A 17660-nucleotide genomic window follows, 5' to 3' on the forward strand; every position below is an offset into this window, starting at 1 on the left:
CCTTTCGAAGGGCGGATTGGTCACGCGACCGGGGTGTTCTGCGTGGGGCTTCCCGCAGGAGTGAAGACTCCGAGCTCGACAAGAAGCTCTTCTCCCGAATTCTGCACGAGATGTGGTGTGCCGGCCGGCAAGTAGTAGCAACAGCCCGGCCCGACCTGGGTCTCCTGACCATCGATCTCGACGAGTCCGCTCCCGCGCACGATGCACAGCATCTCGGAGTACGGGTGGGTATGCCGCGGCGTGCGCACGGTCGGGACGTATCCCACGAACTGCGTCATGCCGGTGCATCCGGTCTCGGGGTGGAAGAGCAGCTGGAACTCGCGTTCACTGACCGCTGGGTGCCTCGACTGGTCCGCCAGGTCGAGACACACCGGACCCGGCGTCGCCGCCTCCGGGCCGGCCCGCCCGGAGACCAGAGCGATCTCGCAGGGACCCTCACCCCTACCGCGCAGGACGTATGCCGTGCCCCCCGGGACGCGCGCGGCACCGTCCTGGTCGAGGATGTAGGTCGCATCGTCGATCTGCAGCTCGGCGGTACCGGTCAGGACGTAGAGCACCTCGCCGCGACCGTTGGCAACCTCACGGGGTGCCTCGGAAGCCCCGGGCTCGAGTACCAGCACCCTCAGCTCGAGCCCCGAGCCATCAAGGTCCGAATGCGGCACAAACTCCTTCCTGCCGTCCGCTCCGACCGACGGGACGTCGCGGAAGTGAACCGGCTGGCGGCTCATCACACGATCTCCAGAGTCGCCGTGAGCCGGACGTCGGCGTTGAACAGCCGCGACACGGGGCAGCCGTCGTGGGCCTTCCGGGCGACGTCCTGGAAGTCCGATTCCGTGATGCCGGAGACCTGCGCCGTGACCGCTAGGTCGACTGTGGGAATTGAGAATCCGCTGTCTCCACCGACCAGATGCACCGTCGCAGTGGAGGTGATCAGCTCGGCACGGGTGCCGTGCGAGTCGAGTTCGCCCGCCAGAGACATCGAGTAGCAGCCGGCAAGTGCCGAGCCGAGGAGCTCCTCGGGATTGGTCGACGGGTCGGCGCCGATCCGGGTCTTGAGGCTGAAGGGAAGGACGACCTCAGACCGCCCTACGTTGATGCACCCGGAGCCCGACTCGATCCCACCGCTCCACGTTGCCGACGAAGTCCGCGTGATGGTGGTCATTCTTCCTCCAGTTCGAGGGCCTTGAGGGCCACGGGTGGTGAATCGATCTCAGCGCTGTCCGGGTTGTAGTCGGCGAGCGTGCTCGCCATCAGGTGGTCGCAGTGACCGGTTCTCTTCATGACGACGTAAATAACGATGAGGATGACAAAGAAGGGCAGGCCGAACTTCCACGCCGGGTCCAGTCCTTCGACCCAGGCTGTGGAGACCAGCACAGACGCCAGAAACAGAGCAACGATCCCCGAGGTGACCGGTGCCCCCCACAGCCGGACCGGCGAGTCGGGCAAGCCCCTCTGGCGACGCTTGACACGGAATGCCGTGTGGGTGGCGAGGATGAGGATCCAGACCACGAGGGCAGCGAAGACGGACACGCCGAAGAGCATCAGGTAGGCGTTCGAGTTCGAGTTCTTGGAAAAGATCGCCGCGAGCACCAGGCCGAGACCGGAAAGCACCAGTGCGTTGCGTGGCACGCCGGACGAGCTGAGGCGTCCGACCCAGCCGGGCGCCAGCCGGTGCGCCGACAACGAGTGCAGCATGCGAGTGGTCAGGTAGAGATTGGTGTTGGCACTCGACAGGGCCGCGGTCAACACGACGAAGTTCATGACGGTGGCCGCAGCGGGGATACCGGCCGAGGCGAAGACCTTCACGAAGGGGCTGGCCTCGATCGCGCCGCCCTGTGCCGTGACCGTCCATGGCACGATGATCACGACGATCAGGATCGCCGCGACATAGAAGAGCGCCAAGCGCAGGATCATCGCGCGGGCGGCCCGAGGGATGTCGCGCACCGGATCCTCGGACTCCGCGGCGGTGACGGACACGACCTCGGTGCCGATGTAGCTGAAGAGCACGAAAACCATCGCGAGCATCAGGCCTCGCAGTCCGTGCGGCAAGAACCCGCCATGCGAGGTCAACAGGTGGGTGCCGGTTGCCGGATGGTCCGGGAGCCCGAAGACGATCATGACGACTCCGAGCAGCACGAAAATCACGATGGCGGTGACCTTGATCATGGCGAACCAGTACTCGAACTCGCCGAAGAAGCTCACCGCCGCGGCGTTGACGATGAGGACGAAGGCCGCGAACACGGTGACCGGAATCCACAACGTGATCTGCGGCCACCAGTACTGCACGTAGACGCCGGCCGCGATGACCTCTCCGCCGATGGCGATGACCTGCATGGCCCAGTAGGTCCACCGCAGCACGAACCCGGTGCCCGCACCGAGATAGTGGTGCGCGATGGTGCCGAAGGCACCCGCGGTCGGGTGCACGACCACCATCTCGGCGAGCGCCCAGGCGATGACCAGGGCGACGAGCCCGCAGAGGATGTATGCGAGAACGACCGCCGGACCCGCCTGGGAGATGGCAAGACTCGACCCGAGGAACAGGCCCGTGCCGATGGCGCCGCCGATGCCGATCATGGTCAGCTGGCGCGATGTGAGGCGCCGCTGCAGCCCATCGGGGGATGCGGTCGAGGTGGTCATCCGAAGCTCCTCATGCCATGGCCCGGTAGGCGGCCATCGCACGCACAACTGCGGTGACGTCGGACTCGTCGTTGTAGTAGTGGAAGGACATACGGATGACATCCCCTCTGGGGCTCGCGAAGATCCGCTGCGCCTTGAGGTAGGCGTTGAGGTTGTCCGGGTCGGTGCACCGCAATGCCACCTGGGGGCCGCGCATCGAGTCGTCGGCGGGTGACCACAGCGTCTCCCCCGCCTCGGCCAGTTGACCGTGGAGACTTCGAGTCAGCTGCCTGATGTGATCTCGAATGACGTGGGGGTCGACCAGTTCGAGCATCTCCAGCCCGGCGACCGCGCCGTATGCGGAGGGGATCGATGGTGTACCCGTCTCGAACCGCCGGGCGTGGTCGGGATAGTCGATCGTGCGAGGGTCGAACGCGAACGGGTTGGACCGGCCGAACCAGCCCGTCATGGACGGTGCGATGTCGTCGCGCGTGCCGGCGCGCACATACAGGAAGGCAATGCCCGGGATCCCGAGCAGATACTTCAGGGAGCCGCAGGCGAGGTAATCGCAGCCGAGCTGATCGACGTCGACCGGCTCGACGCCCAGCCCCTGGTAGGCATCGACGAAGACCTTCGCCCCCTGGGCGTGCGCGTGGGCGGCGATCTCCTGAACCGGCAGCCGCAGACCGTTGCGATAGGAGATCAACGGGATGGACACCAGGCCGCTGCGCCCGTCGATCTCGGCGATGTAGTCATCGCTGTCGACGACGCCGTCATGATCGGCGACATACCCGACCTCGGCGCCACGGCTGCGCTGCGCGAGCCAGACGTGGGCAACGGAGGGGAACTCCATGTCCGTGGTCACGATCCGCGGACTTCGGGACCAGTCCTGCGTGGACGCGACCTGGTAGGCCGCCTCCGATGCCGACGAGACGACGGCGACCTCGTCCACGTCGGCGCCGATCAGCCGGGCGAATGCTGCGCGCGCCTGTGCGACCTTCGCCATCCAGACGTCCCAGGGGGCGCCGTGCTGCAGGATGCTGTGCTGGAAGTCCAGCATGGCCGACGCAAGCCGGTCGGACAGCGCTCCCTGGCTGCAGCTGGCGAGGTGCACCGTGTCGCGCAGTCCGGGGAACCTTGCGCGGAACTCGGCGGGGGTCGGTTGGTCTGTCATCGGGATCCTTCCGGCAGGTGTCGGTCAGTAGCTGGGCGGGGTGATCGCGAGCACGAAGCGAACCGGTTCGTCGGTGTCGTTGACGTATCGGTGCGGGTAACGCGAGTTGAAGTAGCAGGAGTCACCGGTCGCCAGGTACTGCGCGACACCGTCAACCTCGACCGTGAGCGATCCGGCCGTCACGACGACGCACTCCTCGGACGGGTGACTCCACGCGTCCTCGGAGGAGGCGCTGTGCGGTTCCAGCCGCCCCTCGAGCATCTCGAGGCTCCCCGATCCGGGTGAGATCCGCTCATACGTGAGGTCGCCGTGGGGTGACCTCAACGACATGCGGCGGTCGGCGCGCACGACGGCGAGTTCCGACCGATCCGGGTCCTGGAAGAAGTCGAACAGGGGCGTCTGCAGCGCCTTCGCGATTGCCCTGGCCGTCTGCAGGCTCGGGTCGTTGATCCCTCGCTCGACCTGGCTGATGAGTCCGGTGGAGACACCGGCGAGTGCTGCGAGTTCCCGGATCGACAGGTCGCGGGACTGGCGGATGGCTCGGATCCGGTCACCGATACCGGGCGTGACTTCCTCGCCGTCGGCGGCGGGGCGACCGGGTTCCCCGTCCGAGTGCTGATCTGCCACAAGCGAACACCTCGCGTGAACATGCGTTCAGTGGAACTGATGGCGGTCAGCGTACGGCGCCCTATGACGCAGTGTCAACGATCGTCAGAAACTGGCAATATCAGTCGGCGCGGACGAGGCGTTCGTCGGGCACCACTGCCACCCCGACGATCTCGATCATCGCCTCAGGCTGCCAGAGCGCGGTCGTGCCGATGCCGGCCATCGCGGGATAGACCGGACCGGCGAGCTCGCGCCATACCTTCCCGATCTCCCGGCCGTGGGCCTGGTAGTCGGGGATGTCGGTCAGATAGATGGTGATGCCGACGAGGTCCTCGGGGACACCGCCGACCGCGCGCAGCGTGGCGAGCACGTTGCCGAAGGCCTGCCGGAACTGCTCGACGATCCCGCCGGGGACGATCTGCATGTCGGCATCCAGGGCGGTCTGCCCGCCCAGGTACACCGTGTTCCCACTCAACGTCCCGTGCGAGTAACCGCTGGGTGTCGGTAGCTCCGGCGGGTTCACCGGTAGGGGCGTCAGGTCGATCGACATCGGGTCTCCTTCGTGGTTGTCCCTGCTGGTTCCAGGCTAACCATCTATTGACATTCCTGCAACGATCATGCAAATAATGAAATACGAAGCAGGACAGGAGAGGACGACCCGAAGATGCTGCCTGTGCCCACCCCGCAAAAGGTCATCTGCTGCGGCCTCAACTTCAGCGACCACATCCAGGAGATGGGCCGCGAATTGCCCCAGCACCCAACGCTTTTCGCGAAGTACCCGGACACCCTGATCGGCCCGTATGACGACATCGTCCTGCCGAGTGGCCATGACGTCGACTGGGAGGCCGAGCTGGCGGTCGTGGTCGGCAAGGAGTTGCGCGGCGCCACCCCGGACGAAGCACGGGATGCCATCGCGGGCTACACGGTGGCGAACGACATCTCGGTCCGCGACTGGCAGCGCCGCACCCTGCAGTGGTTCCAGGGCAAGGCGTGGGACGCGAGCACCCCGGTCGGGCCGACGGTCGTCACTCCGGACGAACTGGATCCCGTTGCCGGAGTGGACGTCGTATGCCGGGTGAACGGCGTCGAACGCCAGCGCGGCAACACCAGCCGGCTTGTCTTCGACTGCGCGACACTCCTCGCCTACGCCTCGACCTTCACCGTGCTGCGGCCCGGTGACCTGATCCTCACCGGCACGCCCGGAGGGGTCGGCCAGGGCATGACTCCCCCGACCTTCCTCGCCGACGGCGACGTCGTCGAAACCGAGATCACCGGCATCGGTTGCCTGCACAACGTCATTCGATTCCACGATTGAAAGGACCTGGCATGGATCCCAATGCCGACAACTACGAGCGACTCGACATGTCGATGTATCAGAACGAGGCGGGCCTGATCGTGCCCTTCGTGACCCGCGGCGGCCAGGAGCCGGATGCCGGACTCACCGGCCAATCCGAAGGCGCGACAAGGGTTTCCGGGGTCAGCCCGCAAAACACTCCGGCGACGCGAATCTGGTTCGGCAAGGTGCACAACCTCGCCGGCTACCGGTCGGTGCCGCATCACCACGGCGATGCCGAGACCGGTGGTTATGTGTTGTCCGGCCGGGCACGGATCTATTTCGGGCAGAAGTTCGAGGACTACATCGACATGTCCGAGGGCGACTGGGTCTTCGTCCCGCCGCACATGCCGCACGTCGAGTGCAACCTCGACCGCAACAACCCGCTGACCTGGATGACCACCCGCACCCCCGACAACATTGTCGTCAACCTGCCGCAGGTCGCGGATGACGAACTGCGCGATTGGACGAACCGCCCATGAGCCTTACCCCACGAAGTTCTCCTCCGCTTCGCTCCCCCGATACTTCGCGGGGACCCCGATCCTCGAACCGGTACGAGAACTCTTCGATCTTCACCGACGCGGTCACCCTCACCGAGACCGAGCCGGTGCACTTCGACCGCGCGTTCACGGCGGTCACCCAGCCGTGCCCGTGGCCCAAGGCGTATGGCGGGGACCTCGTGGCCCAAGCGGTCGTCGCGGCCATGCGCACGGTCGAGGGCAAGCACCTGCATTCGACGCACTCCTACTTCATGCGTCCGGCCGAGATCGGCGCCGAGGTTCGCTACGAGGTGGAGCTCCTGCGTGACGGCCGGGGTTACAGCACTCGTCAGGTACGCGGTTACCAGGGCGGCAAGCCGATCTTCGTCTGTATGGCGAACTTCGCGGCAGGCGGACCCGGCGGTGAGCTGCAGTCGGACATGCCTGTGAACATTGCCGATCCGGAGAGCCTGCCCAGCTCGGCCGACTACCTCGCCGGGCGCTCCGGCGGCACGATGACCGACACCTCGCAGGACTATTGGGCGCACGGCCGCAGCTTCGACATGCGCCATGTTCCCGGCCCCGTCTACCTCACCGTCGAGGGCGAGCAGGTCCCGCACCAGGCCGTCTGGGTCCGACCGTTCGACAGCCTCCGTGACGTCCCGGGGCTGGACGACTGGCAGCGGGACACTGCGGCGCTGAGCTACGTGTGCGACTACACGATCCTGGAGCCGACGCTGCGCGCGCTCGGCCTCGCCTGGGCGGACGAGGGCCTCGTCACCGCCAGTCTGGACCACTCGATGTGGTTCCACCGCAGCGCACCGATCGACGGCTGGCTGCTCTACGCCCAGGAAGCGGTCTCCGCCGGCGACGGCCGCGGTCTCAACCTCGGGCGCTTCTTCACCACTGACGGAACCCACCTGGCGACGGTCGTCCAGGAGGGCATGATCCGCACCACCTCTGGAGCCGCACGATGACATCCCTTGAACGCTCGGGCTATCAGGACACCTTTGCCCGCGACCACCTCCCACCCGAGGACCAGTGGCCGACTCTGGAGTTCACCACCGACCTCCTGCATTACCCAGCGCGGCTCAACGCCGCGGTCGAACTTCTCGACATACCAACGGAAAAATTCGGAGCGGATCGCCCGGCGATCAAGACTCCGGACGGTGCCGTGTGGACGTATGGCGAATTGCAGCAGCGCGTCAATCAGATCGCCCGCTACCTGACCGACGAGCTCGGGCTGGTCACCGGAAACCGGGTGCTGTTGCGCTCGCCCAACAATCCCTGGACGTTCGCAGCCTGGCTGGCCGTCCTGAAGGCCGGCGGCATCGTGGTCACCACCATGTCCGCGCTGCGTGCCCGCGAGGTCGCGCCGATCGTCGAAAAGACCTGTCCCGCCATCGCATTGGTCGATCATCGCTTCGCCGATGCCATCCACGAGGTGCGCGACACCGTCGCCCCCGACCTCAAGGTCGTCCTGTATGGCGGGGACGCGGCCGACGATCTCACGCGCGTCATCGCCGACCAGCCGACCGACTTCACCGCCGTCGACACCGCAGCCGACGACGTCGCGCTCTTCGGGCCGACCTCCGGCAGCACCGGCGTCCCGAAGATCACCACGCACTTCCACCGCGACATCCTGTCCATCGACAACACCTTCGGCCGGACCACGCTGCGGCTCGAGCCGGACGATCTGGTTGCGTGCACCGCGCCGTTCGCGTTCACCTTCGGCCTCGGGATGCTCGTCGTCTTCCCGCTGCGAGCCGGTGCCTGCGCGTTCCTCACCGAGAGCGCGACGCCCGCCCAACTCGCGGAAATGGTTGAGACATATGGGATCACGGCACTGGCGACGGCGCCCACGGCATACAAGCAGATCCTGAAGTCCGGCAATGCCACGAAGCTGAAGACTCTGCGCAAGGCGGTCAGCGCCGGTGAGCACATCCAGCTCGAGACCTGGCACGAGATGCATGAACAGCTCGGGCTGAAGATCATCGACGGCATCGGCGCGACCGAGATGCTGCACATCTTCATCACCGCCGCGGGCGACGACATCCGCGAGGGCTCCACGGGCAAACCGGTGCCCGGCTACCGGGCCACCATCCTGGATGCGGACGGCAACGAGGTGGGTCCCGGCGTCGCCGGACGACTCGCAGTCATCGGCCCGGTGGGGTGCCGCTACCTCGCCGATGATCGGCAGCGCAGCTACGTCGTCAACGGCTGGAACCTCACGGGTGACACCTTCAGTCGTGACGAAGACGGCTACTTCTGGTACGAAGCGCGCACCGACAACATGATCGTGTCCTCGGGCTACAACATCGGCGGGCCGGAGGTCGAGGCCGCACTCGAGGAGCACCCAGACGTCGTCGAGTCCGCGGTCGTCGCCAAGCCGGACACCGAGCGCGGCTCGATCGTCTGCGCGTTCGTGGTGCTGCGCGAGGGCACACCCTCGAATGCGGCCAAGGTCAAGGAGATCCAGGACTTCGTCAAGGGCCATATCGCGCCCTACAAGTACCCGCGCGAAGTGCGGTTCGTCGACTCCCTGCCGCGCAACGCCAGCGGCAAGCTGCAGCACTTCCGGCTGCGCGACATCGTCAATCAGGAGGCAGTCCGATGAAGATCGCCATCGTCGGTGGGGGCCCGGGTGGCCTCTACCTCGCCACCTTGATGAAGGACCTCGACGCCGGTCACGAGATCACGGTCTGGGAGCGCAATGCGCCCGACGACACGTTCGGTTTCGGTGTGGTCTTCTCCGACGAGACACTCGGCAGCATCGAAGGTGCCGACCCGGTCGTGCACGACGCGATGGAGGAGCGTTTCGCTCGCTGGACCGACATCGACGTGACCTTCGACGGGTACGAATTCACCGAAGTTCATTCAAAACAACCGCAGGAAGCTTGGGATGCGTTGGCGTTGCAGGGAGCTCGCGACCGCAACCGCCGACGCAGAGCAAGCTTCACTGTCGGTGGCCAGGGATTCGCGGCGATGTCGCGCAAGGAGCTGCTGCAGATCCTGCAGCGGCGGGTCGCCGACCTCGGGGTCACGGTGCACTACTGCACGCCGGCTCCCGACGTCGACGCGTTGCGCCGTGACCACGACCTGGTGGTCGCGGCGGACGGGCTCAACTCCGCCATCCGCACCAAGTACGCCGACGTGTTCAAGCCGAATCTGGACCGTCGGCACAACAAGTACATCTGGTTCGGCACCGACCTGGTCTTCGAAGCGTTCCAGTTCTTCGTCAAGCAGACCGAGTGGGGCACCATGCAGATCCATGGCTACCCGTTCTCCGACGGCGGGTCGACCTTCATCGTCGAGATGCACGAGGAAGTATGGCGCCGTGCGGGTTTCGACCGCACCGAGCACGACGACCTTCCGCCGGGTGTCTCCGACGACTACGCCGTGTCCCGCATCGGCGAGATCTTCGCCGACGAGTTGCAGGGTCACCGGATCCTGACCAACAACTCCAAATGGCTGAATTTCACCACCGTTCGCAACGATTCGTGGCACGACGGCAATGTGGTGCTCCTCGGTGATGCCGCGCACACGGCGCACTTCTCGATCGGTTCCGGCACCAAGCTGGCGATGGAGGATGCGCTAGCGCTCACCGCGTGCCTGCACGAGCACGCCGGCATCGAGGAAGCGCTGGCGGCATACCAGGAGGAGCGCAAGCCGGTGGTCGAGTCGACGCAGCGCGCCGCGCAGGCGTCGCTGGAGTGGTTCGAGAACATCGGCATGTATGCCGATCAAGAGCCGGCGCAGTTCGTCTTCAACCTGCTGACCCGGTCCCGCCGCATCACCTTCGACAACCTCAAGGAGCGCGACCACGACTTCGCCGACCGGATGGAGGCCGAATTCGCGCGCCACGCAGGCAATTCCGACGTCACACCCGCGATGTTCCAGCCAGTGGCGATCGGTGACCTGCAACTGCGCAACCGCGTCATCGTCTCCTCGATGGACATGTACTCAGCGACCGACGGGCTTGCGAACGACTTCCACCTGGTGCACCTGGGCTCGAAGGCGCTCGGCGGCGCCGGGCTGGTGATGACCGAGATGATCTGCACGTCTCCCGAGGGCCGAATCACGCCCGGCTGCACCGGGCTGTGGACCGACGAGCAGCGCGACGCGTGGCGGCACGTCACCGACTTCGTGCACGAGAGGTCGACCGCGAAGATCGGTGCGCAGATCGGGCACTCCGGACGCAAGGGCTCGACCAAGCTCATGTGGGAGGGCATCGACGAGCCACTGGACGAGGGCAACTGGGACGTCGTCGGACCGTCGGCACTGCCGTATGGCGCCGACTGCCACGTCCCACGTGAGGCGACGCGAGCCGAACTCGACCGGATACGAGACGAATTCGTCGCCGCTGCGAGACGTGCGGTCGATGCCGGCTTCGACCTGGTCGAGGTGCACGCGGCGCACGGCTACCTGCTCAGCTCTTTCTTGTCACCGATTTCCAATCAGCGCACCGACGAACTCGGCGGGTCGATGACGAACCGGCTGCGGTATCCGCTGGAGGTCTTCGACGCCGTCCGGGCGGCGGTGCCTGCCGCCATACCCGTGACCGTGCGCATCTCGGCCACGGACTGGCTGCCGGACGGCAACACCGAGGACGACGCGGTCGAGATCGCCCGGGCCTTCGTGGCGCACGGAGCCGCAGCCATCGACGTGTCGTCCGGACAGATCAGCAGGGACGAGAAGCCTGCGTTCGGCCGGTCCTACCAGACGCCATTCGCGGACAAGATCCGTCACGAGGTGGCTGCCGGCACGGACGTGAAAGTCATTGCGGTCGGCGCCATTTCGAGCTACGACGACGTCAACTCGATCCTGCTGGCAGGGCGCGCGGACCTGTGCGCCCTGGGCCGGCCGCACCTCTACGACCCGCAGTGGACCCTGCACGCCGCGGCGGAGCAGGAGTATGCCGGGCCGGCCGCACCCTGGCCGGACCAGTTCGCCGCCGGCAGCCGCCGGCCGCCGACCTCGCGCACCGACAAGATCCCGCCACGCCTGCAGTTGCTGCGCGACGGCGAGACCGAGGACGTGCACCTGCGGTGGAGGCCGGCAGCGGTGACGGTATGACCTCGAGCGGGATCCGGGCCGAGCACCAGACGCGGATCCAGTGGATCGATACCGATGCGGCGGGGATCTACCACAACAGCAACGTGATTCGCTTCGTGGAAGCCGCGGAGGCCGAGCTCGTCGCGGCGCACGGATTGTCCGGTTACTTCCCGTCCGTGCCGCGGGTCCGCTATGAGGTCGATTATGAGGCACCACTGTTCTTCGGGCAGGACGTGACGGCGATCGTCGAGATCTCCCGGATCGGCACGTCGTCGATGACGTTCCAGTTCGAGCTCTGGGGTGCACCGTTCGACGGGCGCGGGCGGGTCCGTGCCGCCCGCGGTCGCTACACCACCGTGCATGTCGCCGGCGCTCACGCCGGAGGCGCCGCCCGAGCCACACCGTGGCCCGCCGAGTGGCTGCGTGCGTTGGGCGCGGATTCGAACGCATCGGGGACTGTGGAGAATGTTCGCGATGACTGCTGACCGCCCCACTGCCACACAACGCACTCGCCGTACCCGCACCCTGATTGTTTCGTTCCTGGGTTCCGTGGTCCGGCAGCAGGGCGGGTGGTTGCCGATCGCCGGAACCATCGACCTGATGGGTCAACTCGGCGTCGATGCGCCGAGCGTTCGAACCGCTGTCTTCCGGCTCAAGCAGCGCGGCTGGCTGGAGGCGCAGACCCGTGACGGGGCACGCGGTTACTCATTGACCGATCAGGCCGTCGCGGTCCTCGCGCAGGGCGACGAGGTGATCTGGCACGCGCGGCGCCCCGCCGATCTCGCCGACGGCTGGTGCATCGTCAATTTCAGTGTGCCCGAGTCGGATCGGAGCAAGCGCTACAAGCTGCGCACGCACCTGAGTCATCTCGGGTTCGGCAACGTCGGCACCGCGACGTGGCTCGCGCCGGCCCGGATGCAGGCAGCTGCTGCCGAAGCGATCGCGGAGCTGGGACTCGACAAGTACGCAGCCGTCTTCGTCGGCAGCTATGTGGGAACGCAGGACCTGACCGCGCTGCTCTACGAGAGCTGGGACCTGGCCGGGATCGACCAGAGCTACCGCACCTTCATCCAGCAGTACGAGAAGGTGGCGACCGAGCTGGAGTCGCGCGCCACGGTCGATCCGCAGGAGGCCTTCACCACCTACCTCGGCGTGATCGACGCCTGGCGCCAACTGCCCTTCCGCGATCCGGGCCTGCCCCGCGAACTGCTCGCCGCCGACTGGAGCGCACCGGAAGCGGTCGCGCTCTTCGAGCAGCTGGTGCAACTGCTGGAGGAACGTGCGCTGGCACACGCCGCTACCTTCTGGGTCGGCCACGACTGAGGACGGGGCCGCCTTGCGGCATACCGCTGTTCACCTTGCGCATGGCCCGGATCGGATGGGACCTAGACCACGCGCAGATCCTGCGTACGGAGCCGAGCAGGATGAAGACAGCACAGGCGGACGAGAACCACCACATGGGGTCGTGCAGAGGGGTCACTGTCAGACCTCCGGCTCAGGCGCGACTACCGCGCTCTCCGGCTCCGGTGCCGCCTGCAACGCCCCGTGCAGCCTCGCGGCAGTGCGGTCGGGGTCGAGGAGCAACACTCCGGCCAATCCGGTGACGACGAGGTAGATCCCGATCATCCAGAAGGCACTGTTCATGCCGTGGCTGATGTGTGCGGCCATTCCCGCGACCGGTGCGCCCGGCCGGTACCCGGAGTTCTGCATGAGCCTGCCGACCATGTACGGCGCCACGACAGCGCCGATCGATGCCAGTCCTGTGACGGCGGCCATCAGCGCGCCTCGCTGTCGGTGGTTCGCGGCATACGCAACGGCCGACGGCGCCATGGGAAAGATCATCGCCAGTCCGTTCCCGAAGGCCAGGACGGCCACGACGGTGTAGCCACTGACGTGGGGAAGGACCAGGAAGCAGATGCCCGAGCAGAGCAACGCCGTCGAGTACGTCGCGCCGATGGCCCAGCGGACGGTGACGCCGGACCGCATGAGCCGCCTCGACACGTAGCCCAGGCCGAGGAGGGTGAGGGCACCGACGATCCAGGGCAGGGTGAAGATGACGCCGACCATCTCGGGCGACGTGTGCACGACGGTTTGGAGATACTTGGGTGCCCAGGTCGTCAGGAAGGCCATGGCCCAGAAGCAGCCGGCACCTGTCAGCACCGCAACGACGAACATCGGTGAGCAGAACAGACGTCCGATCGACACCTTTGCCAGCTGGTCGGACCGGCCGGCAACGCTGGACCCGGCCGACCGGACTGACGCCGATCCCGATGTGGCCGGCGGCTCGGTGCGACCAACCTCCGCGGACGCTGCCTCGCTCGCGCGATCGCCATTGTCCTGCGCGTGGCCGAACGGACCGTCCTTGCCGATGAATCTCCAGGCGACACCCCACAGGAGCGCGACGATCCCCAGCAGACCGAAGGCCCAACGCCACCCCAGAGCGGGCTCGGCAATCACCCACGCAAGCACCGGGGCCGCGACCACCGGGCCGAGGGTCGAACCGATCGCCACCAGGTTGCTCGGAAGTCCCCGCTCCCGGGGCGCGAACCAACCGTGCGCGTGCTGCAAGGAGATGGGCGTGGCCGGCCCTTCGGCCGCACCCAGCATGATGCGCGACGCCAACAATGTCGCCGCACCCGCCCCCAGCAGGATGGGAAACATCACCACGCCCCAGATCACCGCGAGAGTCAACAGGATTCGCTGCGTGGACACCCTGCCGGCGACGAAGCCGATCACGATCGAGGACACCGAGAACAGGAAGAAGAACGAGCTGCCGATGAAGCCGAACTGACTGGCGGAGAGGTGCAGCTCTTGCATGGCGGGGCCGGCAACCATCCCGATGACGGCCTTGTCCGCGAAGTTGATGATCTGAAATACGACAAGCATCCCGACCACGAACCACGCCCGATGCGACGTCCGTCCGCCGGTCATGGTGGTGCGCAGCGCGGTTGCTGAGCGCGGCCGGGATCTCTGCGAGAAGACCGTCATGCCGACGCCTCCTCGACCGCGGAGCCGACCACGAATGTCGCGTTGTCCTCCGCAATGGCTACCGGCCCACCGAAATCTCGCTGTGCCCGGCGGGTCATCTTGGCGAGGTCCGCCGCGCCGGGGGTGTTGGGAACGATGTGGTGCAGAACCAGCCGGCCGACCTCGGCCGCCCTGGCCAACAGCCCGACGTGTTCGTATGACGTGTGCGACTCTCGCAGGTGCGTCGCGATGCCCTCCCGGGTGGGTCCTTCCGGGAACGTCGCCAGGATGGCGTCGATGTCGATGACCTCGTGCAGCAGGAGATCCGCTCCGCGCGCGAGCCGGCGGCAGTTGTCCGAATAGGCGGTGTCCCCCGAGATGACCACTGAGCCGTACCGGGTCTCGAAGCGAAATCCGAAAGCCGGGGAGCAAAGTCGGTGATCGACGAGAATAGCTGAGACCGTTACGTTCTCGTCGCTGAAGACCTCGAACGGTGTCATGTCCGGCGGCCATGCCACATCGTGATCGTCACCACCGACCGCCGGTATGGCGATGTTTCGCGCCCGGATGTGGTGCCGTGGTTCCGAGCGGCCCTCGTCGGCCATCCGGATGGAGATGTCAGAGGCGTAGACCTGGTCCAACAACGCATCGACGATTTCCACCGTCGACGTCGTCCCTCGTTCCGACCGCGCTTCGGCCGATACCTCGCTGACTGCTCCAGGGTCGTCTGATCGCCCGGGCCCGACTACCGCGACGGGCCCCGAGAATGACTCTCCGGGCACCTGCCACCCGGTGACCAGGAACGCACCCAGGTCGTAGATGTGATCGGAGTGATGGTGAGTGAGGAAGATCGCTCGCAGGTCCTCCCACCGTGACGCCCCTCGGAAGTTGCGGACGCTTCCCATTCCGCAGTCGACCACGTAGGAGGCACCGTCGACGCGGATCAGGGTGCTGATGCCCGCCCGCGAACTCGAGACGATGGGACCGCCCCCGGTGCCGATGGTGTGCACGGACAGGCCGCGCCGTGCGAGGTGACGCTCAGAGCCGTTCATGGTGTGCCCCCTTGGGATGGGTCCGGACGAAGGTGCGCTCGGCGGGGCGGATCACCCCGGGTCGACGTCTTCCACGGCTGTGATGTGACTCACATGAGAGTTGGAATATATGTCGCTTTTTTGACGATCGCAAGATCTATTGCATATCGAGTTCGCGACTGCCATGCTGTGGCGATCGTCAGACACGAGAGGATCTGCCATGCAGGAACTGACATCGGAAGAGATCGTCGTCGGCGCTCTTCCCAAGGGAATCACCTTGGCCAACAAGGCTTTTGGCAACAAGACGTGGAACGTACTGGGCCACACGTACTTGTCGAAGGTGGAAAGTCCGACGAGTTTCGCCTGGCTCTCCCTGGACCCGACGGGCACCGGCGTACCCCCGCACATCCACCCCCGACAGGACGAGCACATCTTCGTGATGGAGGGCAGGTACACGCTCTATCTCGATGGTGAGTGGACGACTGCCGGACCGGGCGACACGGTGCGTATGCCGATGAATCTGCCGCACGCGTACTACATCCGCGACGAGTCACCCGGCAAGGCACTGTTCTGGGTGAGCCCGGCCGGAGAGCTAGCGAAGTTGTTCGACCAGTTGCACGACCTGACGGATCCCGCGGAGGTCGTGCGCCGGTCCGCTCTGCACGGCGTCGACTTCCTGCCGGAGGGGAGTGTGCCGGGCGCGTGAGCATCACGCTCTGGTACGGCCGGCACCCGGACCAGCACGCACGCTGCTTCGACCCGCCCACGGTTGGGTCGAAGGGCGTCGCGGTGCTCATCCATGGCGGCTACTGGCGGCCGCAGTTCGGCGCCGACCTGATGAATCCGCTGGCGAACTCGCTGATCGACCGGGGCTGGGCAGTGGCGAATGTCGAGTATCGACGCGTCGGTGGCGGCGGTGGCTGGCCGACCACGATCGACGACGCCCGAGCAGCGCTGGAGCGAGTCGCCACCTCGTCCTGGCGCCGCAGGCATGACGGCCCGCTGGTGGCCATCGGGCATTCCGTGGGAGGTCAACTTGCGCTGCTTGGCGGCACCGTCGCGGACCACATCGTGGCGCTTGCGCCGGTGACCGATTGCGTTCGCACGGACCGCGAAGGCTTGGGCGAGGATGCGGCATTCAGCTTCTTTGGCATGCACGCCGACCGGGCGCCGGCCGAATACGCGGCGGCTTCCCCGATCCGACAGCTTCCCGTGGGCGTGCCGACGCTGCTCGTTCACGGCACCGAAGACACGCGGGTGCCGCTCGATCACACTCGGACGTACGCCGACGCAGCACGGCGGGCCGGAGACCGCGTGGAGCTCCGGGTCCTGCCCGGCGTGGATCACTTTCAGCTGATCGATCCACGATCCGAGGCGTGGACCACGGTCTACCGATCGGTCGACGACAGTGCGGACGCCGGCTCGGAGCGCCGGTTCCCGACGAGCAGTTCGCGAACGAAAGCCTCGGACAGCTGAGCGAGCGACTCGTGCAGCGTGAGGAACACCTTCTTCGCCGCGGGCGCCTTCCAATCGTCGGGGAGATATTCCAGCGGAAGATTGGGATCCCGATAGGGGAACTCACGCCACCGGGTCAGCATCTGGATGTAGCTTCCGAATGCCTCTTCGGGCCCCATCTTCAGTGATCCGCGACGACAACTCGTCGCCAGCCCGGAGTAGTCCGCGAGAAATTCCGAGTATTGACGCTCGAGCAGTTCGAGATCCCACCACTCGGCGACCCGTGCTCTGATGTCGCCGGCTTTCAGATACTGCCCGGAGAAGTATTCGACGTAGTGGCCCAGGGACCGTTGCTCCAGCCGGGCGATCGCTTGGGGCAACACCGTGCTGGGTGCGATCGCGACGCCGGCCGCAACGAATCCGAAACCAAGACTGATCAGTTCGGTGCGGAGCTCGTACCGACGTGCCCGCTCCGCCTCTGGGACGGAGAAGATCACCACAGCCCATGGGTCATCGGGAGTCGAACGTTCCGGGGCGAAGATGCGCTTGTCGTCCGCCCGAAAGATGCCCAACGCGTCTTCCGACAACATGTAGCGCGTCGACCCGCTCGACGTGTCGCTGAGGAGCACCGATTTGGACTTCAGCCGGGAGATGGTCGATCGGGCTGCTGGCCCCTCGACGCCCAGTCGCCCCAGCATCGACACGAGCGTCGAGACGGGTAACGAGCCTCCCCAGAACTCGCCGTACAACCCGTAGAGCGTCACGATCAACTGCTGACGCTGCACCTTGGTCCGTTGCACGACACCGCCTCTCGATATCCCACAGCGTCTGGCCGAGTGGGACGGCCGGGCTCGAGCCGTCTCCCCGAGCTCGCCGCCGCCCACGATAGCGACCGAATCGCCGAGCACCTCCGATGCCCGGAGCGTGCACTGGCACACGCTGGG

The 17660-nt window shown here is 66.3% G+C and carries 18 protein-coding genes; 9 read left to right on the forward strand and 9 right to left on the reverse strand.

The window, feature by feature from the left end:
- Positions 1-20: 20 nt before the first annotated feature.
- From VG502_RS19945 to VG502_RS19970, 6 genes are all read right to left on the reverse strand, one after another.
- A complete protein-coding gene (locus VG502_RS19945) occupies positions 21-728 on the reverse strand; it encodes a cupin domain-containing protein (RefSeq protein WP_325551955.1) in 708 nt (235 codons plus the stop codon).
- Entirely contained in the window at positions 728-1162 is a 435-nt protein-coding gene (locus VG502_RS19950) for an OsmC family peroxiredoxin (protein ID WP_325551956.1), read from the reverse strand. The genes VG502_RS19945 and VG502_RS19950 overlap by 1 nt, the downstream gene beginning before the upstream one ends.
- Positions 1159-2637 carry an amino acid permease gene (locus tag VG502_RS19955; RefSeq protein WP_325551958.1) on the reverse strand — a complete coding sequence of 493 codons (1479 nt, stop codon included), beginning with the start codon at positions 2635-2637 and terminating at the stop codon, positions 1159-1161. Before VG502_RS19955 ends, VG502_RS19950 begins: the two co-directional genes overlap by 4 nt.
- 10 nt (positions 2638-2647) lie before the next feature.
- The gene (locus tag VG502_RS19960) at positions 2648-3790 is read right to left on the reverse strand and encodes an aminotransferase class V-fold PLP-dependent enzyme (protein WP_325551960.1); all 1143 of its coding nucleotides are present in this window, start codon (positions 3788-3790) and stop codon (positions 2648-2650) included.
- 24 nt (positions 3791-3814) lie between these two features.
- A complete protein-coding gene (locus VG502_RS19965) occupies positions 3815-4417 on the reverse strand; it encodes a helix-turn-helix domain-containing protein (protein ID WP_325551961.1) in 603 nt (200 codons plus the stop codon).
- Positions 4418-4517: 100 nt separating this feature from the next.
- Positions 4518-4946, reverse strand: a complete 429-nt coding sequence (locus tag VG502_RS19970) for a RidA family protein (protein WP_325551963.1) — start codon at positions 4944-4946, stop codon at positions 4518-4520.
- A gap of 123 nt (positions 4947-5069) precedes the next feature.
- On the opposite strand from VG502_RS19970, the gene VG502_RS19975 reads away from it, so the two are divergent.
- The 7 genes from VG502_RS19975 (at position 5070) to VG502_RS20005 (ending at position 12586) form a co-directional block, all read left to right on the forward strand.
- Positions 5070-5711 carry a fumarylacetoacetate hydrolase family protein gene (locus tag VG502_RS19975; protein WP_325551964.1) on the forward strand — a complete coding sequence of 214 codons (642 nt, stop codon included), beginning with the start codon at positions 5070-5072 and terminating at the stop codon, positions 5709-5711.
- Positions 5712-5722: 11 nt separating this feature from the next.
- Positions 5723-6211: a cupin domain-containing protein gene (locus VG502_RS19980; protein ID WP_325551965.1), complete on the forward strand. Its 489-nt coding sequence runs from the start codon at positions 5723-5725 to the stop codon at positions 6209-6211.
- A 125-nt stretch (positions 6212-6336) separates the two neighbouring features.
- On the forward strand, positions 6337-7185 hold the full coding sequence (locus VG502_RS19985; RefSeq protein WP_325551967.1) for an acyl-CoA thioesterase: 849 nt from the start codon (positions 6337-6339) through the stop codon (positions 7183-7185).
- On the forward strand, positions 7182-8825 hold the full coding sequence (locus VG502_RS19990) for an AMP-binding protein (RefSeq protein WP_325551968.1): 1644 nt from the start codon (positions 7182-7184) through the stop codon (positions 8823-8825). The genes VG502_RS19985 and VG502_RS19990 overlap by 4 nt, the downstream gene beginning before the upstream one ends.
- Entirely contained in the window at positions 8822-11284 is a 2463-nt protein-coding gene (locus VG502_RS19995; protein WP_325551969.1) for an oxidoreductase, read from the forward strand. The genes VG502_RS19990 and VG502_RS19995 overlap by 4 nt, the downstream gene beginning before the upstream one ends.
- Positions 11281-11748 (forward strand): acyl-CoA thioesterase, encoded by a 468-nt coding sequence (locus VG502_RS20000; protein ID WP_325551970.1) that lies wholly within the window; start codon positions 11281-11283, stop codon positions 11746-11748. The genes VG502_RS19995 and VG502_RS20000 overlap by 4 nt, the downstream gene beginning before the upstream one ends.
- A complete protein-coding gene (locus VG502_RS20005) occupies positions 11738-12586 on the forward strand; it encodes a PaaX family transcriptional regulator (RefSeq protein WP_325551971.1) in 849 nt (282 codons plus the stop codon). The genes VG502_RS20000 and VG502_RS20005 overlap by 11 nt, the downstream gene beginning before the upstream one ends.
- A gap of 159 nt (positions 12587-12745) precedes the next feature.
- Here VG502_RS20005 and VG502_RS20010 read toward each other — a convergent pair whose 3' ends face one another.
- Together VG502_RS20010 and VG502_RS20015 are read right to left on the reverse strand one after the other, a co-directional pair.
- Positions 12746-14251: an MFS transporter gene (locus VG502_RS20010; protein ID WP_325551972.1), complete on the reverse strand. Its 1506-nt coding sequence runs from the start codon at positions 14249-14251 to the stop codon at positions 12746-12748.
- Entirely contained in the window at positions 14248-15282 is a 1035-nt protein-coding gene (locus VG502_RS20015) for an MBL fold metallo-hydrolase (RefSeq protein WP_325551974.1), read from the reverse strand. Before VG502_RS20015 ends, VG502_RS20010 begins: the two co-directional genes overlap by 4 nt.
- A gap of 199 nt (positions 15283-15481) precedes the next feature.
- Here VG502_RS20015 and VG502_RS20020 point away from each other — a divergent pair, with 199 nt between their 5' ends.
- The gene (locus tag VG502_RS20020; RefSeq protein ID WP_325551976.1) at positions 15482-15967 is read left to right on the forward strand and encodes a cupin domain-containing protein; all 486 of its coding nucleotides are present in this window, start codon (positions 15482-15484) and stop codon (positions 15965-15967) included.
- Complete coding sequence (locus tag VG502_RS20025; RefSeq protein WP_325551977.1) at positions 15964-16737, forward strand: alpha/beta hydrolase family protein; 774 nt, start codon at positions 15964-15966, stop codon at positions 16735-16737. Before VG502_RS20020 ends, VG502_RS20025 begins: the two co-directional genes overlap by 4 nt.
- Here VG502_RS20025 and VG502_RS20030 read toward each other — a convergent pair.
- A complete protein-coding gene (locus VG502_RS20030) occupies positions 16650-17516 on the reverse strand; it encodes a PaaX family transcriptional regulator (protein ID WP_325551978.1) in 867 nt (288 codons plus the stop codon). The two genes, VG502_RS20025 and VG502_RS20030, sit on opposite strands and share 88 nt — an antisense overlap.
- Between the last annotated feature and the right edge of the window lie 144 nt (positions 17517-17660).

It is taken from the genome of Flexivirga sp., from assembly GCF_035551235.1.
Classification (GTDB): Bacteria; Actinomycetota; Actinomycetes; order Actinomycetales; family Dermatophilaceae; genus Flexivirga.